At 70.6% G+C, this 21,460-nt stretch carries 18 protein-coding genes; 12 read left to right on the forward strand and 6 right to left on the reverse strand.

Annotation, left to right across the window (positions count from 1 at the left end; translation table 11 throughout):
* Positions 1 to 6: 6 nt before the first annotated feature.
* The gene (locus NR798_RS04835) at positions 7 to 960 is read right to left on the reverse strand and encodes an ABC transporter ATP-binding protein (RefSeq protein ID WP_375770228.1); all 954 of its coding nucleotides are present in this window, start codon (positions 958 to 960) and stop codon (positions 7 to 9) included.
* A 65-nt stretch (positions 961 to 1,025) separates the two neighbouring features.
* Between NR798_RS04835 and NR798_RS04840 the strand changes: the two genes are divergently transcribed.
* From NR798_RS04840 to NR798_RS04850, 3 genes are all read left to right on the forward strand, one after another.
* Entirely contained in the window at positions 1,026 to 1,562 is a 537-nt protein-coding gene (locus NR798_RS04840; protein ID WP_375770229.1) for an FHA domain-containing protein, read from the forward strand.
* Between the two features lie 219 nt (positions 1,563 to 1,781).
* Positions 1,782 to 3,461 carry an energy-dependent translational throttle protein EttA gene (ettA, locus tag NR798_RS04845; protein WP_375770230.1) on the forward strand — a complete coding sequence of 560 codons (1,680 nt, stop codon included), beginning with the start codon at positions 1,782 to 1,784 and terminating at the stop codon, positions 3,459 to 3,461.
* A 224-nt stretch (positions 3,462 to 3,685) separates the two neighbouring features.
* A complete protein-coding gene (locus NR798_RS04850; RefSeq protein ID WP_375770231.1) occupies positions 3,686 to 4,846 on the forward strand; it encodes an acetyl-CoA carboxylase biotin carboxylase subunit family protein in 1,161 nt (386 codons plus the stop codon).
* A gap of 16 nt (positions 4,847 to 4,862) precedes the next feature.
* Here the strand turns inward: NR798_RS04850 and NR798_RS04855 are convergent, their stop codons facing one another.
* Both NR798_RS04855 and NR798_RS04860 read right to left on the reverse strand, forming a co-directional pair.
* Entirely contained in the window at positions 4,863 to 5,432 is a 570-nt protein-coding gene (locus NR798_RS04855) for a DUF2378 family protein (protein WP_375770232.1), read from the reverse strand.
* A gap of 10 nt (positions 5,433 to 5,442) precedes the next feature.
* A complete protein-coding gene (locus NR798_RS04860; protein ID WP_375770233.1) occupies positions 5,443 to 6,216 on the reverse strand; it encodes an alpha/beta hydrolase in 774 nt (257 codons plus the stop codon).
* A gap of 172 nt (positions 6,217 to 6,388) precedes the next feature.
* Here NR798_RS04860 and NR798_RS04865 point away from each other — a divergent pair, with 172 nt between their 5' ends.
* The 7 genes from NR798_RS04865 (at position 6,389) to NR798_RS04895 (ending at position 14,206) form a co-directional block, all read left to right on the forward strand.
* Entirely contained in the window at positions 6,389 to 8,509 is a 2,121-nt protein-coding gene (locus NR798_RS04865; protein ID WP_375770234.1) for a hypothetical protein, read from the forward strand.
* Between the two features lie 132 nt (positions 8,510 to 8,641).
* The gene (locus NR798_RS04870; RefSeq protein WP_375770235.1) at positions 8,642 to 9,712 is read left to right on the forward strand and encodes a hypothetical protein; all 1,071 of its coding nucleotides are present in this window, start codon (positions 8,642 to 8,644) and stop codon (positions 9,710 to 9,712) included.
* The gene (locus NR798_RS04875) at positions 9,703 to 10,203 is read left to right on the forward strand and encodes a thermonuclease family protein (RefSeq protein ID WP_375770236.1); all 501 of its coding nucleotides are present in this window, start codon (positions 9,703 to 9,705) and stop codon (positions 10,201 to 10,203) included. The genes NR798_RS04870 and NR798_RS04875 overlap by 10 nt, the downstream gene beginning before the upstream one ends.
* 45 nt (positions 10,204 to 10,248) lie before the next feature.
* Positions 10,249 to 10,857 (forward strand): TIGR02265 family protein, encoded by a 609-nt coding sequence (locus tag NR798_RS04880; protein WP_375770237.1) that lies wholly within the window; start codon positions 10,249 to 10,251, stop codon positions 10,855 to 10,857.
* A gap of 141 nt (positions 10,858 to 10,998) precedes the next feature.
* On the forward strand, positions 10,999 to 13,263 hold the full coding sequence (locus NR798_RS04885; protein WP_375770238.1) for an ATP-binding protein: 2,265 nt from the start codon (positions 10,999 to 11,001) through the stop codon (positions 13,261 to 13,263).
* 174 nt (positions 13,264 to 13,437) lie between these two features.
* A complete protein-coding gene (locus NR798_RS04890) occupies positions 13,438 to 13,755 on the forward strand; it encodes an ArsR/SmtB family transcription factor (protein ID WP_375770239.1) in 318 nt (105 codons plus the stop codon).
* Positions 13,742 to 14,206: an SRPBCC family protein gene (locus tag NR798_RS04895; RefSeq protein WP_375770240.1), complete on the forward strand. Its 465-nt coding sequence runs from the start codon at positions 13,742 to 13,744 to the stop codon at positions 14,204 to 14,206. The genes NR798_RS04890 and NR798_RS04895 overlap by 14 nt, the downstream gene beginning before the upstream one ends.
* Before the next feature lie 182 nt (positions 14,207 to 14,388).
* On the opposite strand, the gene NR798_RS04900 is transcribed toward NR798_RS04895, so the two are convergent.
* The 3 genes from NR798_RS04900 to NR798_RS04910 all read right to left on the reverse strand — a co-directional run bounded on the left by NR798_RS04900 (position 14,389) and on the right by NR798_RS04910 (position 19,088).
* Positions 14,389 to 16,341 (reverse strand): Ig-like domain-containing protein, encoded by a 1,953-nt coding sequence (locus NR798_RS04900; RefSeq protein ID WP_375770241.1) that lies wholly within the window; start codon positions 16,339 to 16,341, stop codon positions 14,389 to 14,391.
* Positions 16,342 to 16,352: 11 nt separating this feature from the next.
* Positions 16,353 to 18,179, reverse strand: coding sequence for a thrombospondin type 3 repeat-containing protein (locus NR798_RS04905; RefSeq protein ID WP_375770242.1), 1,827 nt, complete (start codon positions 18,177 to 18,179; stop codon positions 16,353 to 16,355).
* A 78-nt stretch (positions 18,180 to 18,257) separates the two neighbouring features.
* Positions 18,258 to 19,088 (reverse strand): YdiY family protein, encoded by an 831-nt coding sequence (locus tag NR798_RS04910; protein WP_375770243.1) that lies wholly within the window; start codon positions 19,086 to 19,088, stop codon positions 18,258 to 18,260.
* 112 nt (positions 19,089 to 19,200) lie between these two features.
* On the opposite strand from NR798_RS04910, the gene NR798_RS04915 reads away from it, so the two are divergent.
* Both NR798_RS04915 and NR798_RS04920 read left to right on the forward strand, forming a co-directional pair.
* Positions 19,201 to 19,944 (forward strand): ATP-binding cassette domain-containing protein, encoded by a 744-nt coding sequence (locus NR798_RS04915; RefSeq protein WP_375770244.1) that lies wholly within the window; start codon positions 19,201 to 19,203, stop codon positions 19,942 to 19,944.
* Positions 19,941 to 21,425: a glycine betaine ABC transporter substrate-binding protein gene (locus tag NR798_RS04920; protein ID WP_375770245.1), complete on the forward strand. Its 1,485-nt coding sequence runs from the start codon at positions 19,941 to 19,943 to the stop codon at positions 21,423 to 21,425. The genes NR798_RS04915 and NR798_RS04920 overlap by 4 nt, the downstream gene beginning before the upstream one ends.
* Positions 21,426 to 21,460: the final 35 nt, after the last annotated feature.

The raw sequence follows: 21,460 nt of genomic DNA on the forward strand, positions 1-21,460 counted from the left end.
GGGCGCTCAGGAGGCGCCAGCGGCGGCGGTGGGCTTGCCGCGCAGGATGTCGATGAGGATGTCCTCCAGGCGCGAGTGGCGCGTCTCCACGCCCCCCACCGGGAAGCCCTGGGTCGTGTAGAGGGTGCGCAGGATGTCACCCCCGGGCGCGCAGCCCTCGCGCTCGGGATAGGTGAGGGTGCGGCCGTCGGCGGAGAGCGTGGCGCCCGCCTTGCGCACGGCCTCGGGCAGCGGGACGGTGACGGGCTCGGTGAAGGTGACGATGAGGCGCTTCTCGCCCAGCCGGCGCAGCAGCGCCTTCTTCTCCTCCACCAGCAGCAGCTTGCCCTCGTTGATGATGCCCACGCGGTCGGCCAGCTCCTCGGCCTCCTCCAGGTAGTGCGTGGTGAGGACGATGGTGGTGCCCGCGTCGGCCAGCTTGCGCACGTACGTCCACAAGTCCCGGCGCAGCTCCACGTCCACGCCCGCGGTGGGCTCGTCCAGGAAGACGAGCCGCGGCTTGTGCACCAGTGCCTTGGCGATGAGCAGCCGGCGCTTCATGCCGCCCGACAGCGCGCGCGTGAGCGAGTCCGCCTTGTTCTGCAGGTTGAGCGCGGTGAGCACCTCCTTCACCCGCGCCTCGTCCCGCTTCTGCCCGTAGTAGCCCTGCTGGATGTAGAGCGACTCGGACACCGAGAAGAAGGGATCGAAGTTGATCTCCTGCGGCACCAGGCCCACCTCGTAGCGCGGGCGCACCGGGTCGTCGTCCAGGTCGTGCCCGAAGACGAGGATCTTCCCGCTCGTCTTCTTCACCAGCCCGCAGACGGAGCCGATGAGCGTCGTCTTGCCGGCGCCGTTGGGGCCGAGCAGCGCGAAGATCTCCCCGGGACGGATGGTGAGGTTGACGTCGGTGAGAGCCGGGAGCTTGCCGCCGTAGTTCTTGGTGAGGCCGCGGAGCTCGAGCGCGGGAGTGGAGGACATGGTGGGGACGCCTTTACCACCACCACGGCTCGCGGGAAGGCCCGACCGCGTTACAATGAGGCTGAATGCTGACAGTGAAGGAGCTGAGGACGCTGGCGGGGCGCCTGTCGGAGCCGGTTTTCTGCCGGCAGATTGGCCCGTTCGCGCTGGTGCAGAAGCCGCCCAAGCCGGTGGTGGAGCAGATGGCGCTGCGGCTGGGGGCCCAGCGCACGGCACTGGGCCACGGCATGGGGAGCCTGGAGGCCGTGCAGGTGTCGATGCTGCTCAACTTCGACCTGCTCCAGGTGGCCACGCTGCCGCCGCTGGGCACCCAGGACGTGCTCTCCGTGGGGCGGCTGCCCAGCTGCGAGCTGGTCATCAATGATCCGTCGGTGTCCAAACAACACGCGGAGCTGCGCTGGCACGGGCAGGTCTCCACCTGCCGGGTGAAGGACCTGGGGTCCACCAACGGCACCTTCCTCAACGGCCACCCCGTGGAGCCGAAGCGGGAGCACCTCGTGCAGGATGGGGACCTGCTGCGCTTCGGGGACGCGGACTTCGCCTTCTTCCTGGCCCGCTCGCTCCACCTGCGGCTGCTGCGCAGTGGCCCCGCTGGCGGGTAGCGGGGCGGGCCGCCGGGCGGGGCGTGCCGGTTGGAGGGCAGGGGAGCGCGAGAGGGCGGACGCGGGGAGCGGCCCGGGCTGTTCTGGGTCCGAAGCGGGGCGGAACCCGGGAAACATGTGTCCTGAATCGCGAGCGAGCGGCCGTGCGCCTTGAGCCCGCCGCGGCTCCTTGGTATCCGCCACCGTCCACGTCACCGAGTCGGAGGCAGAAAGAGCACGATGGCCCAGAATTTCATCTTCACCATGCAGGACCTGCGCAAGGTCAAGGGCGGTAAGGACATCCTCAAGGGGATCTACCTGTCCTTCTTCCCGGGCGCGAAGATTGGCGTCATCGGTCCCAACGGCTCCGGTAAGTCGACGCTGCTGCGCATCATGGCGGGCGTGGACACGGAGTTCTTCGGCACCGCCAAGCCGGACCCGAGCGCGCGCGTGGGCTACCTGGCGCAGGAGCCGCAGCTCGAGCCCTCGCTGGACGTGAAGGGCAACGTGGAGCTGGGCCTCAAGCCCATCCGCACGCTGCTGGACCGCTTCAACGAGGTGAGCGCCAGGTTCGCCGAGCCGATGGACGACGCGCAGATGGAGAAGCTGCTGGCCGAACAGGGCCGGCTGCAGGATGCCATCGACGCGTGCAACGGCTGGGAGCTGGACCGGACCCTGGAGATGGCCATGGACGCGCTGCGTCTGCCGCCGGGGGACGCGGACGTGACGAAGCTGTCCGGTGGTGAGAAGCGCCGCGTGGCGCTGTGCCGGATTCTGCTGGAGAAGCCGGACCTGCTGCTGCTGGACGAGCCCACCAACCACCTGGACGCCGAGAGCGTGGCGTGGCTGGAGCAGGCCCTCAAGGAGTACAAGGGCACCATCGTCTGCATCACGCACGACCGCTACTTCCTGGACAACGCGGCCGAGTGGATCCTGGAGCTGGACCGCGGCGAGGGCGTGCCCTGGAAGGGCAACTACTCGAGCTGGCTGGAGCAGAAGCAGAAGCGGCTGGAGCTGGAGGAGAAGTCGGAGAGCGCGCGGCAGAAGACGCTCAAGCGCGAGCTGGAGTGGGTGCGCGCCTCGCCCAAGGCGCGTCAGGCCAAGAGCAAGGCGCGTATCGCGGCGTACGAGGATCTGCTCAACCAGACGCAGGAGAAGCGCGACGCGACGGGCGAGGTGACGATTCCGCCCGGGCCGCCGCTGCGCGGGCTGGTGGTGGAGGCCAAGGGGCTGCGCAAGGCCTTCGGGGACCGGCTGCTCATCGACGACCTGAACTTCCGGCTGCCGCCGGGCGGCATCGTGGGCGTGATTGGGCCCAACGGCGCGGGCAAGACGACGCTCTTCCGGATGCTCACGGGCGTGGAGAAGCCGGACGCGGGCGAGCTGCGCATCGGCGAGGCCGTGAAGATGGCGTACGTGGACCAGAGCCGCGACGCGCTCAACGGCGACAAGAGCGTCTTCGAGGAAGTGAGCGGCGGGCTGGACTACATCGACCTGGGCCGCGCGGGGCAGATGCCGAGCCGCGCGTACCTGGCGGGCTTCGCGTTCAAGGGACAGGACCAGCAGAAGCGGGTGAAGGACCTGTCGGGCGGCGAGCGCAACCGGGTGCACCTGGCGAAGATGCTCAAGAGTGGCGGCAACCTGCTGCTGCTGGACGAGCCCACCAACGACCTGGACGTGGAGACGCTGCGGAGCCTGGAGGACGCGCTGCTGAGCTTCGCGGGCTGCGCGGTGGTCATCAGCCACGACCGCTGGTTCCTGGACCGCATCGCCACGCACATCCTGGCGTTCGAGGGAGACAGCCGCGCGTTCTTCTTCGAGGGCAACTTCGAGGACTACGAGGCCGACAAGAAGAAGCGTCTGGGCCCCGAGGCGCTCGAGCCGCACCGCATCCGCTACCGCCCGCTCACCAAGAGCTGAGCGAAGCGGGGGGGACACGGGCCCAACCCCGGGCCCGTGGCACCCTCACCCCGGGGGCTTGCCCCCCCTTTGAACGACGGGGGATCCTCTCCCGAAGGGAGAGGGGAGTGTGGGGAGGGGGTGGGCAGAGGGTGGGGCGGTTTTCACCCCGGGTCCGACCGGGAAGTGGGCGGCGCCCCGGGTCGCGCTATGGTGCCATGCCGAGCCGCGCCCGAGCCCGTCCCATGAACGTCGTCTTCATCTCGCCCCACTTCCCTCAGCAGTTCTTCCACTTCGTCACCGCCCTGCGCGAGCGCGGCGTCAACGTCCTGGGCATCGGCGACACCCCCTACGACTCCCTCCGCCCCGAGCTGCGCGAGTCCCTCTCCGAGTACTTCTTCACCCCCAGCCTCAACGACTACGACGCCCTCCTGCGCGCCACCGGCTACCTCACCTGGCGCCACGGCCGCATCGATCGCATCGACTCGCTCAACGAGACCTGGCTCGAGGTCGAGTCCCGCCTCCGCGAGGACTTCCACGTCCCCGGCCTCCTCCCCGCCGACATCGCCCGCATGCGCACCAAGATGGGCATGCACGATGTCTTCAAGAAGGCTGGCGTCGCCCACCCCAGCTGCATCCCCGTCAAGGACGCCGCCGGCGTGAAGGCCTTCGCCAGGAGCGTCGGCTACCCGCTCGTCCTCAAGCCCGACGTCGGCGTCGGCGCCGCCCGCACCTTCAAGGTCTCCTCCGATGCCGAGGTCGACGCCGCCCTCCAGGAGCCCCTCTCCCACTACGTCGCCCAGGCCTTCGTGCGCGGCGCCATCGTCACCTACGACGGCCTCGTGGACCGCGACGGGAAGATCATCTTCCGCCTCAGCCACGAGTACAGCGATGGCGTCATGGAAGTGGTGCTCGAGCAGCGCGACATCTCCTTCTGGAGCCTCAAGGAGATTCCTCCCGCCCTCGAGGCGCTCGGACAGCGCGCCGTGGCCGCGCTCGGCCTGCGCGAGCGCTGGTTCCACCTCGAGTTCTTCCGCCTCTCCGATGGCAGCTACGTCGCCCTCGAGGCCAACCTGCGTCCGCCCGGCGGCTTCATGACGGACCAGATGAACTACACCTGTGACATGGACGTCTACCGCCTCTGGGCCCGCGTCCTCACCGGGGATGACCTGCGCGACTTCCGCTACACGCCCAAATACCACGTGTGCCACGTCGCCCGGCGCGCCTCCCGGCGCTACCGCTACACCCACGCGGAGCTGGTGGCGAAGCTCGGCGACGCGCTCCTGCTGCACCGCGAACTGCCCGCCGTCTACCACAACGCCATGGGCACCGAGATGTACCTCACCCGCCACGAGAGCCTCCCCGCCATGCAGGAGTCCGTGCGGCTCATCCAGGCCACCGTCTGACGCCTCGGCGGACGCCTCAGCGTTCCTTCCAGCCGAGGAGGTACACCGTGCCCTCCTCGTCCCGGCGCACGATGGCCGCGTGGGGCTCCGCCGCGCCGCTCGCCCTCAGGAAGCTCACGAAGAGCGCCTCGGCATAACCCGGCGCGTCCAGCACCGAGTTCATCCACATCTCCCAGCGGCCGGGCCCCAGCTCCTTGAGCCGCACCTCGGTGTAGTTGTCCCCGGCGCGCAGCGCCTGCACCATCTGCTGCACCGTGCGCTTGGGCCCCAGCAGCCGCAACAGCCGCATCATCGCCCGCCCCACCAGCGTCTGCCCGTAGCCCTCCACGTGGTGCGCCGCCAACTGGCGGAAGCCCTCCTCGCGCGGCAGGCCCGGGTACACCTCCTCCAGGATGATGTGCAGGCAGTGCATCCACTGCGTCACCGGGTAGGCCGGCAGCAGCGGCCGGTCCAGATCCAACCCCACCTGCCGCAACCGCTCGCGCAGCCGTGGCGTCACCCGCTCTCCCACTCCGTGGCGCAGCAGGCCTTCCACCACCTGGACGAAGACCCGTCGGTCCTCGAGCCTGACCTCGCGGGGTCTCACCCGGGCCTCGTCACCCCAGCAGCCAGTTCATCGCCAGCGGCAGGCGCCGCTGCCAGGCCGTCTCGTGGTGCAGCCCGCCAGGCTCCAGCACCAGTGCCAGCTCGTGGTCCGCGTACCCCAGCTGCTTGAGGTGCTCGTAGAAGTCGCGCGTGGCCTCGCCATAGGGCAGCGGCACGCCCGCGGGCTCGATCCACTCCTCCGTCCCGGCGTCCAGGTAGATGCGCGACCAGCGCCGGCTGTGGGCCTTCCAGTGCTGGAAGAGCCTGTACTCGCTCCACATCACCGAGGGCGACAGCGCGCCGATGCGGCCGAACACCTCGGGGTACCTCCAGCCGAGGTACAGCGACATCAGCCCGCCCAGCGACGAGCCCATGACGGCCGTCCACTCGGAGCCCTGGCGCGTGCGGTAGGTCTCATCCACGTAGGGCTTGAGCGTCTCGACGATGAAGCGGGCGTAGGACTGGCCCCGGGCGCTCACCCTGGCGCGCGACTCGTCCCAGGGCGAGTACTCCTCCAGCCGCCCGGGCCCCGAGTCGATGCCCACGATGATCCACGGCTCCGTGCGGCCCTCGCCGACCATCTGCTCCAGGGCGAGGTTGGCACACCACGTGTCGAAGACGGCGGACTCGTGGTGGGCGAAGACGTTCTGCCCGTCGTGCATGTAGAGGACGGGGAAACGGTGGTGGGGGGCCAGGTCGTACCCGTCCGGCGTGTAGATGCGCACGGTGCGGGTGAAGCCCTCCTGGGGGGAGTCGAAGTCTCGGATGATGTGCACGTGACCCATGGGGGTGGGGCGCCGGTGAAAGGCCGGAGGGAACGATAGATGGCCCGGCGCTCCCGGCCAACCCTCTCGGAGATGGAACCACGACGCCGCCAGTGTGGGCAGGCGCCGTTCCGGGTCCGGGGGCTGGATGGGCATTCCCGGCCCGGGACACCTCGGAGGTGGGCTCCCCGAGGTGTCCTCGTTGGTCTCCTTCGTGCAGTGCGCCGGCCGCGTGAAAGCCGCCTGCCTGCCCGCCCTGCTGACGACCTGGATGCTCCTCGCCGCCTGGGGGGCGCACGCCGAGCCGTCCACGGCCGGGCTCTCCATCTCCGACGAGGCGGACCTCCGCGCGCTGTGGGAGGACGGGCTGCTCGCCGAGGAGGACTTCGAGACGCTGCGGGAGTTGCTGCGCACCGGGGTGGATGTGCGCACGGCCTCGCGCGAGGCGCTGTACGCGCTGCCGGGCCTCACCTGGGCGCAGGTGGATGCACTGCTCGCGTACCGGGAGCGGGTGGAGGGGGCCTTCGCGCCGGAGGCCCTCGTGGAAGCTGGGGTGCTCACCGCGGAGCAGTGGCGTGAGGTGCGGCCCTTTCTCGCCAGGGAGGCGCGGGGGACGAAGGACTTCTCCGGACGCCTGCGCCTGCTGACGGCGTATGGGGTGGCGGATGCGCTGGTACCCCCGGTGCTGCTGCACGCCCAGGCCGAGGGACCGCTGGGCTTGAAGGGCGGAGCCGTGGCCTCGCTCACCCGGCGCCGCCTGGACACCGTGCGCTACCTGCCGCGCCGCCGCGCGCTGATGGCGGGGTTTCCCGGCGTGACGCCCCGGCTGCCGAAGCTCCACGTGCGCTGGGAGGGCGAGCACGCCTCGGTGCTGCTGGGCACGTACCGGCTGGGCTTCGGGCAGCGGCTCACCCTGGACACCACGGGCCGCCCGGCACCGGATGGCTTCGTGCCCGACGAGGGCTTCCACCCGCCCGGCGCCCCCGAGCGGCGCTGCATGCTGACGGGGACGGGCGCCTGTCCGGTGGAGGAGCCCCCGGGACGCGTCACCCCGGACTTCGGCTGGACGGAGGGCTTTCGCGGCGTCGCCGGTACCGTGCGGGGGCAGGTGGAGGGCGTGGCGCTCGCCTTCACGGGCTTCGGCTCGCACCAGTCGCGCGACCTCTCGCAGTACGAGCTGCTCGACACGCGGACGCGTAGGACGCCGGACGTGTTCGCCGTGCTCCCCGGGACGCTGCAACCGGGAGTCGTACGCTTCGTCTCGCGCACCCTGCCGGACGTCTTCCACGAGCTGGCCGGCGGGGGCCATGCCTCCGTGGGACTCTCGCCGCGGACCCGTGTGGGGCTGACGGGGTGGGGCGCCTGGCCGGTATGGGCGGTGAAGGGCGTGGTGCTCGACGTCCAGCCGCACTCCCGTTACCCCGCGGGCGGGGGCTATGGCGCGGTGGGCGCCGACGCTTCGTGGGGCGCTGGGCCCGTGGACCTCTTCCTCGAGGGCGCGCGGAGCTTCTCGGGCGCGGGGGGAGGCTTTGGCGCCGTCCAGCGCAGCGTGCTCGGCGACCGGAGGCGGGAGCTGGAGCTGACGCTGCGCTACTACGGGCGCGGCTTCGACAACCCCTACAGCCGCGCCGTCTCCGGCCCCGACGAGTCCGAGGGCCTGCGCGCGAGCAACGAGCTGGGCGCCCGGCTGCGCTACCTCCACCAGACGGAGGACGGCGCGTGGCGCATGACGGGCAAGGTGGACGCGTGGACGCAGCCTCCCGGGAGCGAGGCCTCTGGCACCCTCCACCTGGGCACCTCCGTCCGGGTGGACTACGTGGGCGTGCCGGAGCTTCAGCCCTCGGTGTGGGTGGAGCATCGCAACAAGGACCTCGGACGGAACGGGCCCGGACTGTGTTTCGAGGGGGACGCCGACTGCGCCGGTGAGCAGTACCGCCTCGTGGGCCGTGTGCGGCTCGAGCCCACCGAGGGCCTGATGGTGGCCGCGCAGTACCAGCACACGCTGGTGGGCAGCCGTCAGCGCCCCAGCAGCTTCCAGCAGGACGGCCGGGCCTCGTTGGAGCTGCTCGTGCGGCCCCTGCCCTCGCTGCGCCTGCACGGACGCGCGAGCTGGCAGGACGAGGACCTCTCGGAGAACACCCGCCTCACGCAGACGGTGCGCACCTCGCTGGAGGTGACCTGGGCCGCCCTCCCCGCGCTGGGCATGCGCGCGCGGTACGAGTTCGCGCTGGACCTGAAGTCACCCGTGGGCGCGCGCTCGCCTCCCGAGCTTCCGCAACACCTCTTCCGGCTGGAGTTGGAGAGCCGTTTCTAGATGGAGCCGACCTTGGACAGAGCCGTTCCCCTTCCCTGTATTTCCGTGGCCCTGGTGCTCGTGTGTGGCGCCTGTGACCTTTCCCCCGGTGCCGTGGCGCCCGCCTGTGAAGGGTGGAGGCCCGGAGACGTCGTGCTCACCGAGCTCCTGCCGGACCCGGAGGGGACGGACACCGGGCAGGAGTGGATGGAGCTCCACAACCCCGGACGCTCGGCGGTGGACCTGCGCGGGCTGCTGCTCTACGTGGCGCGTCCGGATGGTTCGCAGGAGCGGGCCTACCTCTTCGAGGAGTCCGTGCCGGTGGAGGCGCGGGGTTACGTGGTGCTCGGGGACGTGCGCTCCGACGCATTGCCCGCCCATGTGAATCACTCGTACAGCGACATCCTGGGCTCATTGGGCAACTCGGGCGGGCTCGTCGGCCTGCGCTGTGGAGACGTCGTCGTCGATGAGGTGCGCTACACCGGCCCCCTCCGCTCCGGCGTGGCACGCATCTACGACGGGCGGCTCATCCCGGATGCGGTCGACAACGATGACCCGAGCCGCTGGTGTGATGCGCCTCCTTCCGCTCCGGACGGTGGTATGAGGGCGAGCCCCGGTGCCGCCAACCCTGCCTGCGCGGATGGCGGTGGGTCCGCAGATGGAGGCGTGCCCGCGGGCTCGTGTCTGTCTTCACGCACGGGGACGATCCGGAGCCTGTCTCGCCCGCGCCCGGGAGACCTGGTCATCACCGAGGTCATGGCCGATCCAAAAGCCGTGGCGGATGCGCAGGGCGAGTGGGTGGAGGTGTATGCCCTGCGCGACGTGGACCTCAATGGCGTGACGCTCGCGAACGAGGGGAGTGGCCGGGCCCTGCTCGGCGAGTCGCGCTGTCTGGAATTGAAGGCGGGCACTCATGGCGTGCTCGCGCGGAGCACCGATGCCACGCTCAACGGGGAGCTGCCCGCGGTGCTGGGGACGTTCGCGTTCGGCCTGAGCAACAGCCAGGAGCCGCATGCGCTCCGGTTGTCCCTGGACGAGACGTTGCTCGACGAGGTGGCCTGGACGAGCGCCGCGACTCCAGGGGTCTCCAGACAGCTCGACCCGGCGCGCAAGGACGCCACGCGCAACGATGCGCCGGACAGCTTCTGTCAGACGCCCAAGGACTTCCGCTTCGGCCTGGGAGACTGGGGTACCCCTGGCGCGGAGAACCGTCCATGCACCTGAGCCATGGCTGGCGGGTATTGTGCGTAGTGCTCGGACTGGGGCTCGTCGTGCTGTGCGCGTGCGGCTCGGAGTCCGCCTGTGGCCCGGGGGCCGGCGTGGTGTCGAGGGTCGTGGATGGGGACACCCTCGTGCTGCAGAGCGGCGAGCGCGTGCGCTACCTGCTCGTGGACACGCCGGAGAGCACGGGCGGCAAGCACGAGTGTTTCGGCGCCGAGGCCCGGGACTTCAACCGCTCGCTCGTCGAGGGGCGTCATGTGCGGCTGGAGTATGGCGAGGCGTGTACCGACCGCTACGGGCGTCTGCTCGCGTACGTGACGGTGGACGGGCGCGAGGTGAATACCCTGCTCGCGGAGGGCGGCTATGCCTGCGTCCTCTACGTGTCTCCGGCGGGCAAATCGCGGCGCTCGGAGTTCGAGGCGCTCGAGTCCTCGGCCCGGCGCGCCGGGCGCGGGATGTGGGGCCAGTGTTCCGTCGTGCCGTGTACACGGTAGGGAAGGGAGGGGGGCGGGGCGGGGGAGCCATGGTAGTCAACGGACATGGCCTCGAATCAGGATGCCGCGGACCTGGGCTCACCGCAGGCGCTGGAGTTGCGGTTGTCGCTGATCCCTCCCGGCGACACCGTGCGGGGCTATTTCTTCAACTGCGCCCTGGAGCAGCTTCGTCTTCATGGGAATGACGAGGCGCTGAGGCGCTGGACCGAGGCGGGCGGACTGGCGGCGGCCACGGCCTTCTTCAAGTACCCGATGACCGACCTGCTGCGGTTGCTCTACCACGTCGCGTGGGCCCTGATGGACTCCGCCGGAAGCTTCGAGGAGGCCCTGCGGCGGCTCGGGCGATGGACGGCGAAGGAGTTTCTGCGGAACTCGGTGGGCAGGACGATGCTGTTGGTGGCCGGAAGGAACCTGAAGCTGCTGGCCGACGGTCTGCCCACCGCCTACCGAACGGGTTGGGAGCATGGAAGGGGCTCGGTGACGTGGACGGGCGTCAGGCACTGCCTGCTGTCCATCCACGGCAATGTCGTGCCCTACCCCTACTTCGAAGGGGTGTTCCTGGAGGTCTTCCAGGCCGCGGGAGCCGCCAACCTGAAGGTGAAGGGCTGGCAGGTGGGGCCCGCCGAGACGCGCTACGCGCTCTCCTGGGATTGAGCCACGCGCCGCTGCTCAGGGGGAGGAGGGGCGGCCCGCACGGATGTTTGCCCCACGTGGGGGCGAGCCTCCGCGCGCTGCCCTCGTCAGAAAACGCGGCTGCCCGGTGTTGGGGGGGTCCACCGCCGAGGCCCCTTTTCCATGCCGTTTCCGTTCTCCGCCGCCTCTCCGTCCCTCGCCCGGGCCACGCTCTTCAAGATGGGCGTGCGCATCGCCATCGTCATCGCGCTGGCCACCTTCTTCAGCTACCTCCACCTGAACCAGCTCCTGCGCGGCGAGGCCCTCGAGCAGCTGGAGCGCCATGTGACCGAGCGCAGCCAGCGCGAGCAGGCCATCTTCCTCCTGGCCGAGGACAACCACACCCTCCTCAAGAAGGTCCTGGAGGAGCGCATCCAGGCGTGGAGCCAGCTGGATCCGAACCCCCGCTTCGACAGCCTGTTCACGCAGCTGCCCGACGGCTCGTTCCGCTCCCGCTCCGGGTCTTTCGACGGCACACGGATGGTGGGTCTCTTCGTCCCCCGGGGCGTGTCGCTCGACACCGGGCTGCGCCGCCGCATCCTGGCCGCGTACGACGTGGTGGCTCAGTACGGGCCCGCCTTCGAGACCCGCTTCATCAACACCTACATCACCCTGGCCGAAGGCCCCGTCATCGAGTGGTGGCCCGGGCGCCCCGACTGGAGCCTGGAGATCCCGGCGGACTACCCGTCCCTGGAGTACGAGTACTACGCCATGAGCCTCGCCGCGCAGAACCCCCAGCGGCGCACGGTCTGGAGCGGCGCCTTCCTGGATCCCACCTCGCGCAGCTGGATGGTCACGGTCGCCACCCCGCTGGACCTGGACGGCCACCATGTCGCGTCGTTCCACCATGACGTCCTGCTCGATGAGCTGATGGAGCGCTCCATCGAGGACCACCCGCCCAACGCCTACAACCTGCTCGTGCGCGACGACGGCCAGCTCATCGCCCATCCCGAGCTGGTGCTGGAGGGCGCCACCGTGCCCTACAACATCCTGGGCCCCCCGGCCGAGGCGGGGACGGAGGTGCCCGCGCGGCTGTCCTCCGAGGAGCGGCAGGCCCACCTGCGCCCCCTCTTCGAGCGGCTGAAGAACCGCCAGCCCGGCGACGTCATCCTGGAGCTCACCGAGTCGGGTGAGTACCTCGCCGTGGCCCGGCTGCGGGGGCCGGAGTGGAACTTCGTCACCGTGCTGCCCCAGAGCGTGGTGTCCGCGGCGGCCTTCCAGGCGGCGCGCTATGTGCTGCTCTTCGGCCTCGCGTCGCTGCTGCTGGAGCTGGCCATCATGTACTGGGTGCTCCGGCAGGAGATCTCCCAGCCGCTGCTGGACCTCACCCAGGCCGCCCACCGCGTGTCGGCCGGTGACTTCCAGGTGGGCCTGGACACCTCGCGCCAGGACGAGCTGGGGCAGCTGGCGGGCGCCTTCCGGACGATGTCCGACAAGGTCCATCAGCGCGAGGAGCAGCTGCGCGAGGCCAACGAGAGGCTGGAGCAGCGGGTCGAGGAGCGCACCCGGGAGTTGAAGGAGGTGCACCAGCAACTGGTGCAGACGGCCCGGCAGGCGGGCATGGCGGAGATCGCCACCAACGTGCTGCACAACGTGGGCAATGTGCTCAACAGCGTCTACACCGCGGCGCAGGTGGCCCGGGAGCGGTTGAGCCAGCTGCGGCTGGAGCAGGTGGGCCGCGTGGCGGGCCTGCTCTCCGAGCGCCAGGGAGACCTGGCCACCTACCTCACCGAGGACACGCGCGGGCGCAACCTGATGCCCTTCCTGAGCCAGCTGGGACAGAACCTGGTCGACGAGCGCAAGGGGTTGCTGCTCCTGCTCGACGACGTGGGCCGGTACACCGAGCACATCGGCGACATCGTCAAGGTGCAGCAGACCCACGCGCGCCCGCCCCGGATCAACGAGCCCGTGTCCCTCGCGGGCCTGGTGGCCGACGCCCTGCGCATCAACTCGGCCGCGCTCATCCGCCACCATGTGAAGGAGGAGCGGCACCTGGCCCTCTTCCCGCCGATGCTCACCGACAAGCACAAGGTGCTGATGATCCTGGTCAACCTCATCAGCAACGCCAAGTACGCCATGGATGACATTCCCGTGGAGCAGCGGCGCCTGTGCGTGACGCTCGAGCGCGCGGGCACCGACCGCGTGCGCATCGAGGTCCGTGACAGCGGCGTGGGCATCCCTCCCGAGCTGCTCACGCGCATCTTCCGCTACGGCTTCACCACCCGCTCGGAGGGGCACGGCTTCGGTCTGCACTCCAGCGCGCTGGCGGCCCAGGAGCTGGGCGGCTCCCTGCAGGCGCACAGCGACGGGCCTGGAAAGGGCGCCACGTTCATCCTGGAGCTGCCCTACCAATCCGCGGAGGAGGCTGGAAAGGCAGCACTCGGGTGAGGCGCCGCTGACGGGTAGACGTTCGCGCGAGCGCCCCGCGCTATCCGGAGGTCCGATTCGCTGCACGGCCGCGCTGGAATAGCGGGCGCGCCGTCTCCCCTCCTTGCGGGCGGCGCCGCGGCCCCTTTCCTTGACATGCAACCCGCCGGTTGCATATTGTCTGGGGAGATGAGCATGGATCTCGTGTTCAAGGCGCTCGCCGACCCGAGCCGCCGGCGGCTCCTGGATCTGTTGCACCAGGAGAACGGGCGGACGCTCGGCGAGCTCTGCGAGCACCTGGAGATGTCGCGCCAGGCGGTCACCAAGCACCTGACCGTGCTCGAGGAAGCCAACCTCGTCACCGTCGTGTGGCGGGGCCGAGAGAAGCTGCACTACCTGAATCCCGTGCCGCTGCACGACATCTACGAGCGGTGGATCGGGAAGTTCGAGCGTCAGCGCCTGCGCGCGCTGCACGAGCTCAAGAGAGGGCTGGAAGAAGATGACGACCCGTAAGCCGCAGTTCGTCTACGTCACGTACATCCAGACGACGCCGGAGAAGGTCTGGGCCGCCCTGCAGGACCCCGAGCTGACGAAGCAGTTCTGGGGCATGCACAAGAACGTCTCCGACTGGAAGGCCGGCTCCCGGTGGTCGCACCAGGACTATGAGACCAACGAGGTGCACCTGACCGGCCAGGTGCTCGAGGCCGAGCCGCCCAAGAAGCTCGTCCTCACCTGGGGCTGGCCCGAGGGCCGCCCCGGCGCGGAGCCGCCCTCGAAGGTCACCTTCCTCCTCGAGCCCTTCATGGGCAGCGTGCGCCTGACGGTGATGCACGATGAGCTCGTCGAGGGCGGCGAGACGATGAAGGGCATCTCGCAGGGCTGGCCGGCCATCCTCTCGAGCCTCAAGTCGCTGCTCGAGACCGGCCAGCCGCTCGCCATGACGACGAAGCGCTGGGGCGGCTAATCCCCTTCCGGTAAGTCCGCGAAGATTTCCCCTCTCCCTTCGGGAGAGGGACGGGGTGAGGGTGCCAGGGCCTTGGGTTGAACACCCTGTCCACACTGAGGGCCACGGGTTGGAAGAACAGGCTCGGATACCCTCACCCCAACCCTCTCCCGGGGGGAGAGGGAGTATCGCACTGATGGGGATCAGCCCCGGCGCCGGCGGCGGGCCAGCGTGACGAACGTGCCCAGGCTCATCAGCACCAGCGCGGCGTCTCCCCCCGTGGCCGAGCAGCCACTGCCCAGCAGGGCGAGGTCCGCTCCGGTGACGCGGAAGCTCCGCGTGGCCGGGGTCTCGTCCACGTTGCCCGCCGCATCACGGGCGCGCACCTGCAGGGTGTACCCCCCCTCGGCGAGCCCGCTGAACGTGGCGGGGGCCGGGCACGCGCTGAAGTCCGCGCCATTCAGGCTGCACTCGTAGGTGACGCCCGGCTCCGTCGAGCTGAACTCGAACGTCGCGGTGGTCTCCTGGGTGAAGCCCGACGGGCCGGAGACGATGCTGGTGTCTGGCAACACGGTGTCCACGGTGAAGGTGTTGATCGCGCTCCGGACACCGCGCACTGCCAGCACCTCCGAGACGGCCTGCACCGTGTGCTCCCCGTCGGAGAGGTCCGTGAGTGGGGTGAAGGTGTAGTGGCCGCTGGCGTCGGACGTCACCCGGCCGGCCTCGATGCCGTCGATGTAGAGGATGACCTCGACCCCCGCGGGCAGGGCCTCGCCGGTGATGGGGGGACGGCGGTTGCTGGTGACACTGCCATTGCGCGGTGTGACGATCGTGGGGACCTCCGGCACGACGAAGCCGCCCGGCAGCACGGTGGGATCGACGCCCTGGCCCGGCTGGGCTCCGTAGGACGGCTCCGACGACTCCAACTGGACGCCGGCCGTCGCGCCATTCGCGCTGATGGGGCAGGTGCCGCCCTCGGCCTGGAACAGCACCCGCCCACCGCCACCGCCACCGCCCGGGCCCACCCGGAGGGTGCTGACGTTGCCGCCGATGCCGCCCGTGACGGAGAGCGCGGCGCAGTCGGCCGTCCTGACGAAGCGCAGGTAGAGGGCACCACCCGCGCCACCGCCACTGCCTCCATCCGAGGTCGAGGCACCGGCCGAGCCACCCGCGGCGGTGATGACGCCCGACCCCGTGAGCTGACTGGCCCGGATGAAGATGGCGCCACCTCCACGCCCTCCCGGCACGCCCGTGGCCCCGGAGCCATGACCGGCCCCGCCACCACCGCCGAACGTCAGTTGAGTCAAGAGAGGGTAGGTGAGCGCCGCGCCGCCGAGCCCCCCCACGTCCCGCCCTCCGTCGGTCGCAGCAGCCGAGCGCCCTCCCTGGCCACCCACCCCACCATGGCCACCGCCGCCACCGCCCGACTTGAAGCAGATACCGCCGCCCGCGCCATTGGCCACGTTGCCGCGCCCGGTCTGAGTGGTGCCGTAACGCGTATTGACGATGCCCTCGCCCTTCTGCGCGCCCGAGGGCGCGGGCTGCTCCGCTCCCGTGCAGCCCGTCGCCGCGGTGGGGTCACTGGCGTACTGGCCCCCGCGAAACCCGAGGGCGCTGGCGGTGATCAGCCCGTTGTTGTTCACCGTGCCATTGGCCAGGAACGCGACGATGCCCCCCGTGCTTCCATTCCAGGCCGGGGCCGTGATGACGCCGGCCGCGGTGATGGTGACGTCGGTGTACTCGGGCACCCGGATGACCTGGGTCACGTTCGCCGCGTACGCCCGGACGAGGGGGGCCGTGAGCTCCAGCGCCGTCGTCGTCACCGAGGCCACCCGCGCGAACTCCCAGCGCCCCTCCGGACGGGTGCTGAGGTCCGGGGTGGGCGGCGTGTCGAGGCCCGCCGTCTGGTACACCAGCACCAGGTCGTCGGCGGCGAAGCAGGTGGGGGAGCCGGTACACGCTCCGAGGGGGATGGAGGTGCTGCCCACGGCCAGTGAGGCCGTCACCGGGGCATAGCTGTTGATGACGGTATCCGCCGCCGACACCGCGAGCGCCAGATTGCGCCCTGAGCCCACTCCGAACGAGTCGACCTCGGCCAGCGCCGCGGTCGAGCCGAGGGTCAGCACGCACAGCGCGGCCGTGAGCCACGTCTTCATGAATGGAGTCTTCATTCGTTCCCGGGGGTGACGATGGTGAACGCCACGCGGCGGTTGGCCGCGCGGCCATAGGCGGTCTTGTTGGACATGAGGGGGCGATCCGGCCCGTAGCCCTTCGCCTCCAGGCGCGAGGCCTCCACGCCCTTCTTCACGAGGTAGTCCTTCACCGACTCCGCCCGCGCCAGCGACAGCCGGCGGTTGACGTCCGCGTCGCCGACGTTATCGGAGTGGCCCTCGATGACGATCTTCTCGATCTCCGGGTGCTGCCGGATGACCCAGGCGACCTGGTCCAGCATCCGGAAGGAGCGCTTCTGGATGACGGCCTTGTTGGTGGCGAAGAACACCGCCTGTTTGATCTCCAGCTTGCCCTTCTGGATGGCGACGAGCTGCTCGTCCTTCTCGGGGCAGCCCTGGTTGGTGGCCTCGCCCTTCTCCTTGGGGCAGTTGTCCAGGTGGTCCGCCACGCTGTCGCCATCGCTGTCCTTCGACGGGCAGCCGCGCAGCTCCACGAGCCCCGCCTCCGAGGGGCAGTTGTCCCGGTCATCCACGACGCCGTCTCCATCCGTGTCCTTCACCGGGCAGCCCTGACGCGCGGCCGGGCCCGCCTCGCGGGGGCACTTGTCCGCGGCGTCCAGCACGCCATCCCCATCCCGGTCCTTCGTCGGGCAGCCCGCGTTGTCGGCCGAGCCCGCGTCCTGGGGACACTTGTCCGCGGTGTCCACGACGCCATCCCCGTCCGAGTCCTTCCCCTTCTCCGTGCCCGCGCAGCCCTGGTTCTCGGCCGGGCCCGCCTCGCGCGGACACCGGTCCACCGTGTCCTCGATGCCGTCCCCATCCGTGTCCTTCTCCGGGCAGCCCTGGCGCGCGGCCGGGCCCGCTTCCGTGGGGCACTTGTCCTCGCTGTTCTTCACGCCGTCGCCGTCGTCGTCACGCGCGGAGGGCTCCGGCGGCTCGGCACCTCCCAGGGCCACGCCGAGCAGCACGCGGAAGGAGGGCGTGCCCGGCGTGTCTCCGAAGCCGGGCCCGCCCAGCGCATAGGCCTCGGCGAGGCTCCCCAGCGGCAGCCGGACGCCGGCCAGCAGCTCCAGCGAGCCCGGCTGGCGGGTGAGCGGCACGGTGCCCCGCACGTTGAGCTCCCCGCGCAGCCCGCTGCCCGTGGTGGCCAGCACGCCGCCCAGGCGCACCTCGGTGCCCACCTCGTCCTGGACGTTCTCGTCCGAGATGAGGGTGACGGTGGGCCGCACCATCACCCCCGCCTCCACACCGGCGCGCAACAGGCCGAAGCGCCGGCCCACCATCACCTTGGGCGAGAAGCGGAAGGTGGTGTCGCGGGCAATCGCCTCCTCGCTGCCCACCGGAAGGCCCACGCCCAGCTCGACGGCCAGGTCCACCGGTGCCTCCCGGCGCTGCGAGAGCAGCCCCACCCGCGCGTGCACCGAGGGCGTGGACAGGCCCGTCGTGGCCGGAGCCCCGAGGCCCCGTGCACTGAGGTCATCCCCGCGCTGCCAGACCACCAGGGGCAGCTGGGCCCCCAGCTCGAGCCACCGCATGGGCGCCCAGGCCACCAGCAGGTGCGCCGTGGCCCGGTGCCCCACCAGCGCGCCCACCGGGCTGCCGTCGGCGTACAACACCAGTGGATCCTTCTCGTAATGCCCCAAGAGCGAGAGGCGGAAGCCGCCGGAGGGCAGCAGCTCGCCGGTGCCCATGACGAGCGAGCCCCGGCCGTTGGGGTTCAACTCCAGACGCTCCAGCTCGAAGCGGGGCAGGCCCTCGGGCTGGGCGAGCGCGGCCGATGCGAGCAAAAGGATTGCGACGGCGGATAGACGCACGTGGCTCATGGGGCCCCTCCGTATCAAGTTGTAGCCCGCTGGCAATGAAACGTCGTCAGCGAGGCCTCCGGGACCCGAGGAGCCTGCTCAGAACTTCACGCCGATGGCCGAGCGCAGTTGCGTGTCGAACCGCGACACGGTGGCGGGCGGCTCCGCGTCGTAGGTGAGGACGAAGCCGATGCTGAAGGTGAAGCGTTCGTTGGGCTCCACCACCAGCAGTGTCTCGTTGAGCACTCGCACGTCCGCGAACCGCGTCAGCCGCGGCTGCACGTACAGCGTCTCCAACAGGCTCATGTTCTCCATCAACCTCAACCGGCCCATCACGTAGCTGCTCAGCCGCGGATCCAACCGCTCCTGGCCCGCGTCCGGCTCGCCGTCGTTGCGCAGTTGCTCGTACTCCACCATCGCCGCCGCGCCGAGGATGAGCGACCCCGCCTCCGTGCTCCACAGCGTGAAGCGCGGCCCCGCGCCCACCAGCCCTCGCAGCCGCAGCCGCCGGAAGGCATCCAGCTCGTGCTGCACGAACGTCTCCGCCGCCAGCCAGTCCGTGAAGCGGTAGCGGTAGCGCAGGTGCTCCAGGAACTTGCTGACGATGAGCGTGTCCTGGGCATAACCGTACTCGCCGCGCACCACGCCCAGCAGCGTGTGCTTCTCCGTGCGCCATTGGCCCAGCACCGCGCCGCGCACCACCACCAGCTCCGTGCTGCCCGTGCGCCAGTCCAGCGACAGCTCCGCGCTCCCCGACAGGCCTGGCGGGGACGTGGACTCGTCGAAGAGCGACTGCACGTTGACGATCTGCGCCGCCGCCTCCGGAGCCGTCAGCAGCAGCACCAGCGCGAGCAGCAGCGGGCCCACCCGCCCGAGCGGCCAGGGGGTGGAGGGGGAGCCAATGACCAGGGGGGGAGAGGGGGCTGTCATTCGCCCCCGAGTCAATCAGAAGGCTCCCAGGAGGGGGAGGGTGTGGAAGGCCATCAACAGAACGTGGCCGTTGGTTCCCCCGAGGTGTCACCCATCGCGGTATGACTCGGGCGTGTTCGTGCTCGAACAGGTGTCCAAGCGTTTCGGCGGCACGCAGGCCCTGCATCCGCTGGACCTGCATGTGCCCGAAGGACGCACCACCGTCCTTCTCGGCCCGAGCGGCTGTGGCAAGTCCACGCTCGTGCGTTTGATGAACGGGCTGCTCCGGCCCGACACCGGCCGCGTCCTCTTCCGGGGCCAGCCCCTGCGCGACGAGGAGCTGCTCACCGTCCGCCAGCGGATGGGCTACGCGCTCCAGGGCGGTGGACTCTTCCCGCACCTCACCGCCGAGGGCAACGCCACCCTCATGGCCCGCTACCTGAAGTGGCCCGGGGCGCGCGTCCAGGCCCGCCTGCGCGAGCTCGTCGAGCTCACCCGGTTTCCCCCGGACGCGCTCGGCCGCTACCCCGGCCAGCTCTCCGGGGGACAGCGCCAGCGCGTCAGCCTCATGCGCGCGCTGATGCTCGACCCGGATGTGCTCCTGCTCGACGAGCCGCTCGGCGCGTTGGACCCGATGATCCGCTACGAGCTGCAGGGAGACCTGCGCGACATCTTCGCCCGGCTGCGCAAGACGGTGGTGCTCGTCACCCATGACCTCGGCGAGGGCGCCTTCCTCGGCGACCAGGTGGTGTTGATGCGCGAGGGCCGCATCGTCCAGCAGGGCCCGCTCGCGGAGCTGGAGCGCGCTCCGGCCGACCCCTTCGTCACCCGCTTCTTCCAGGCGCAGCGTCTGCCCTTCGAGGGCCACCACTCATGAGGGCGCTCGCCGCCAGTGTCGCGTTGCTGCTCGCCGCGTGCGCCGGTGCGGCTCCGGAGGGCCCCACCGTGCGCGTGGGCTCCAAGAAGTTCACCGAGTCCGTCATCCTCGGGGACATGGTGACGCAGCTGGCCCGGAGCACCGGGGCGCGGGCCGAGCACCGGCGCGAGCTCGGTGGCACCCAGGTGCTCTGGCAGGCACTGCGGCGCGGGGAGATCGACCTGTACCCCGAGTACACCGGCACCCTGCGCGAGGAGATCTTCGCCGGCCGCGCGCTGCCGGATGACGAGTCGCTGCGCCGGGCGCTCGCCGCCGAGGGCCTGCGCATGAGCGCGCCCCTGGGCTTCAACGACACCTATGCGCTGGGCATGAAGGAGGCCGAGGCCGAGCGGCTGGGCATCCGGACGCTCTCGGACCTGCGCGGGCACCCGGAGCTGCGCTTCGGTTTCAGCAACGAGTTCATGGACCGGGGCGACGGCTGGCCCGCCCTGCGCACCCGCTACGCGCTGCCGCAGCGGGACGTGCGCGGGCTCGACCATGACCTGGCCTACCGGGGCCTGGAGAGCGGCGCCATCCAGGTGACGGACCTGTACTCCACGGACGCGGAGATCGCGTACTATGGCCTGCGCGTCCTGGAGGACGACCTGCGGCACTTCCCCGCGTACGACGCGGTGCTCCTCTACCGCGAGGACCTGGCCGGGCGGGCCCCGGAGGTGGTGGCGGCGCTCGGGCGGCTGGAGGGCCGCATCTCCGAGCCGGAGATGGTGGAGCTCAACGCGCGGGCGAAGCTCCATCGGGTGCCCGAGCCGCAGGTGGCCGCCACGTTCCTGGAGCGCGAGCTGGGCCTCACGGTGACGGTGAAGGGCGACAGTGTGCTCGCGAGCCTGTGGCGCCACACGCGCGAGCACCTGTTCCTCGTGGGCCTGTCGCTGCTGGCGGCCATCGCGGTGGCGGTGCCGCTGGGCGTGCTGGTGGCGCGCCGGCCGAGGCTGGGGCGGGGCGTGCTCGCGCTGGCGAGCATCATCCAGACGGTGCCCTCGCTGGCGCTGCTGGTGTTCATGATTCCGCTGCTGGGCATTGGCGCGCGGCCCGCCATCGTGGCGCTGTTCCTCTACAGCCTGCTGCCCATCCTCCGGAATACCGCGGCGGGGCTCACCGGGATTGCCCCCGAGGTGCGCGAGTCCGCCGAGGCGCTCGGCCTGCCACCGGGTGCGCGCCTGCGGCTGGTGGAGCTGCCCATGGCCGCGCCCTCCATCCTCGCCGGCATCCAGACCTCGGCCGTCATCAACGTGGGCACCGCCACCCTGGGGGCCCTCATTGGCGCCGGGGGCTACGGGCAGCCCATCCTCACGGGCATCCGGCTGGATGACACCTCGCTCATCCTCCAGGGGGCCGTGCCCGCCGCCGTGCTCGCGCTGCTCGTCAGCGGCCTGTTCGAACTCGTCGAGCGGCTCGTGGTTCCCCGGGGGCTGCGGCTCTAGGGGCCCGCGCCACTTCACGGGTAGAGTGGGGGCCG

This window comes from Archangium gephyra (genome assembly GCF_042230915.1).
Classification (GTDB): Bacteria; Myxococcota; Myxococcia; order Myxococcales; family Myxococcaceae; genus Archangium; species Archangium gephyra_B.

What these genes read in the sequence shown, in the direction of transcription:
- NR798_RS04835 (WP_375770228.1), bottom strand. Translation starts at nt 960, where the DNA reads ATGTCCTCCACTCCCGCGCTCGAGCTCCGCGGCCTCACCAAGAACTAC.
- NR798_RS04840 (WP_375770229.1), top strand. Translation starts at nt 1,026, where the DNA reads ATGCTGACAGTGAAGGAGCTGAGGACGCTGGCGGGGCGCCTGTCGGAG.
- ettA (WP_375770230.1), top strand. Translation starts at nt 1,782, where the DNA reads ATGGCCCAGAATTTCATCTTCACCATGCAGGACCTGCGCAAGGTCAAG.
- NR798_RS04850 (WP_375770231.1), top strand. Translation starts at nt 3,686, where the DNA reads ATGAACGTCGTCTTCATCTCGCCCCACTTCCCTCAGCAGTTCTTCCAC.
- NR798_RS04860 (WP_375770233.1), bottom strand. Translation starts at nt 6,216, where the DNA reads ATGGGTCACGTGCACATCATCCGAGACTTCGACTCCCCCCAGGAGGGC.
- NR798_RS04875 (WP_375770236.1), top strand. Translation starts at nt 9,703, where the DNA reads ATGCACCTGAGCCATGGCTGGCGGGTATTGTGCGTAGTGCTCGGACTG.
- NR798_RS04880 (WP_375770237.1), top strand. Translation starts at nt 10,249, where the DNA reads ATGGCCTCGAATCAGGATGCCGCGGACCTGGGCTCACCGCAGGCGCTG.
- NR798_RS04885 (WP_375770238.1), top strand. Translation starts at nt 10,999, where the DNA reads ATGCCGTTTCCGTTCTCCGCCGCCTCTCCGTCCCTCGCCCGGGCCACG.
- NR798_RS04890 (WP_375770239.1), top strand. Translation starts at nt 13,438, where the DNA reads ATGGATCTCGTGTTCAAGGCGCTCGCCGACCCGAGCCGCCGGCGGCTC.
- NR798_RS04895 (WP_375770240.1), top strand. Translation starts at nt 13,742, where the DNA reads ATGACGACCCGTAAGCCGCAGTTCGTCTACGTCACGTACATCCAGACG.
- NR798_RS04900 (WP_375770241.1), bottom strand. Translation starts at nt 16,341, where the DNA reads ATGAAGACGTGGCTCACGGCCGCGCTGTGCGTGCTGACCCTCGGCTCG.
- NR798_RS04905 (WP_375770242.1), bottom strand. Translation starts at nt 18,179, where the DNA reads ATGAGCCACGTGCGTCTATCCGCCGTCGCAATCCTTTTGCTCGCATCG.
- NR798_RS04910 (WP_375770243.1), bottom strand. Translation starts at nt 19,088, where the DNA reads ATGACAGCCCCCTCTCCCCCCCTGGTCATTGGCTCCCCCTCCACCCCC.
- NR798_RS04920 (WP_375770245.1), top strand. Translation starts at nt 19,941, where the DNA reads ATGAGGGCGCTCGCCGCCAGTGTCGCGTTGCTGCTCGCCGCGTGCGCC.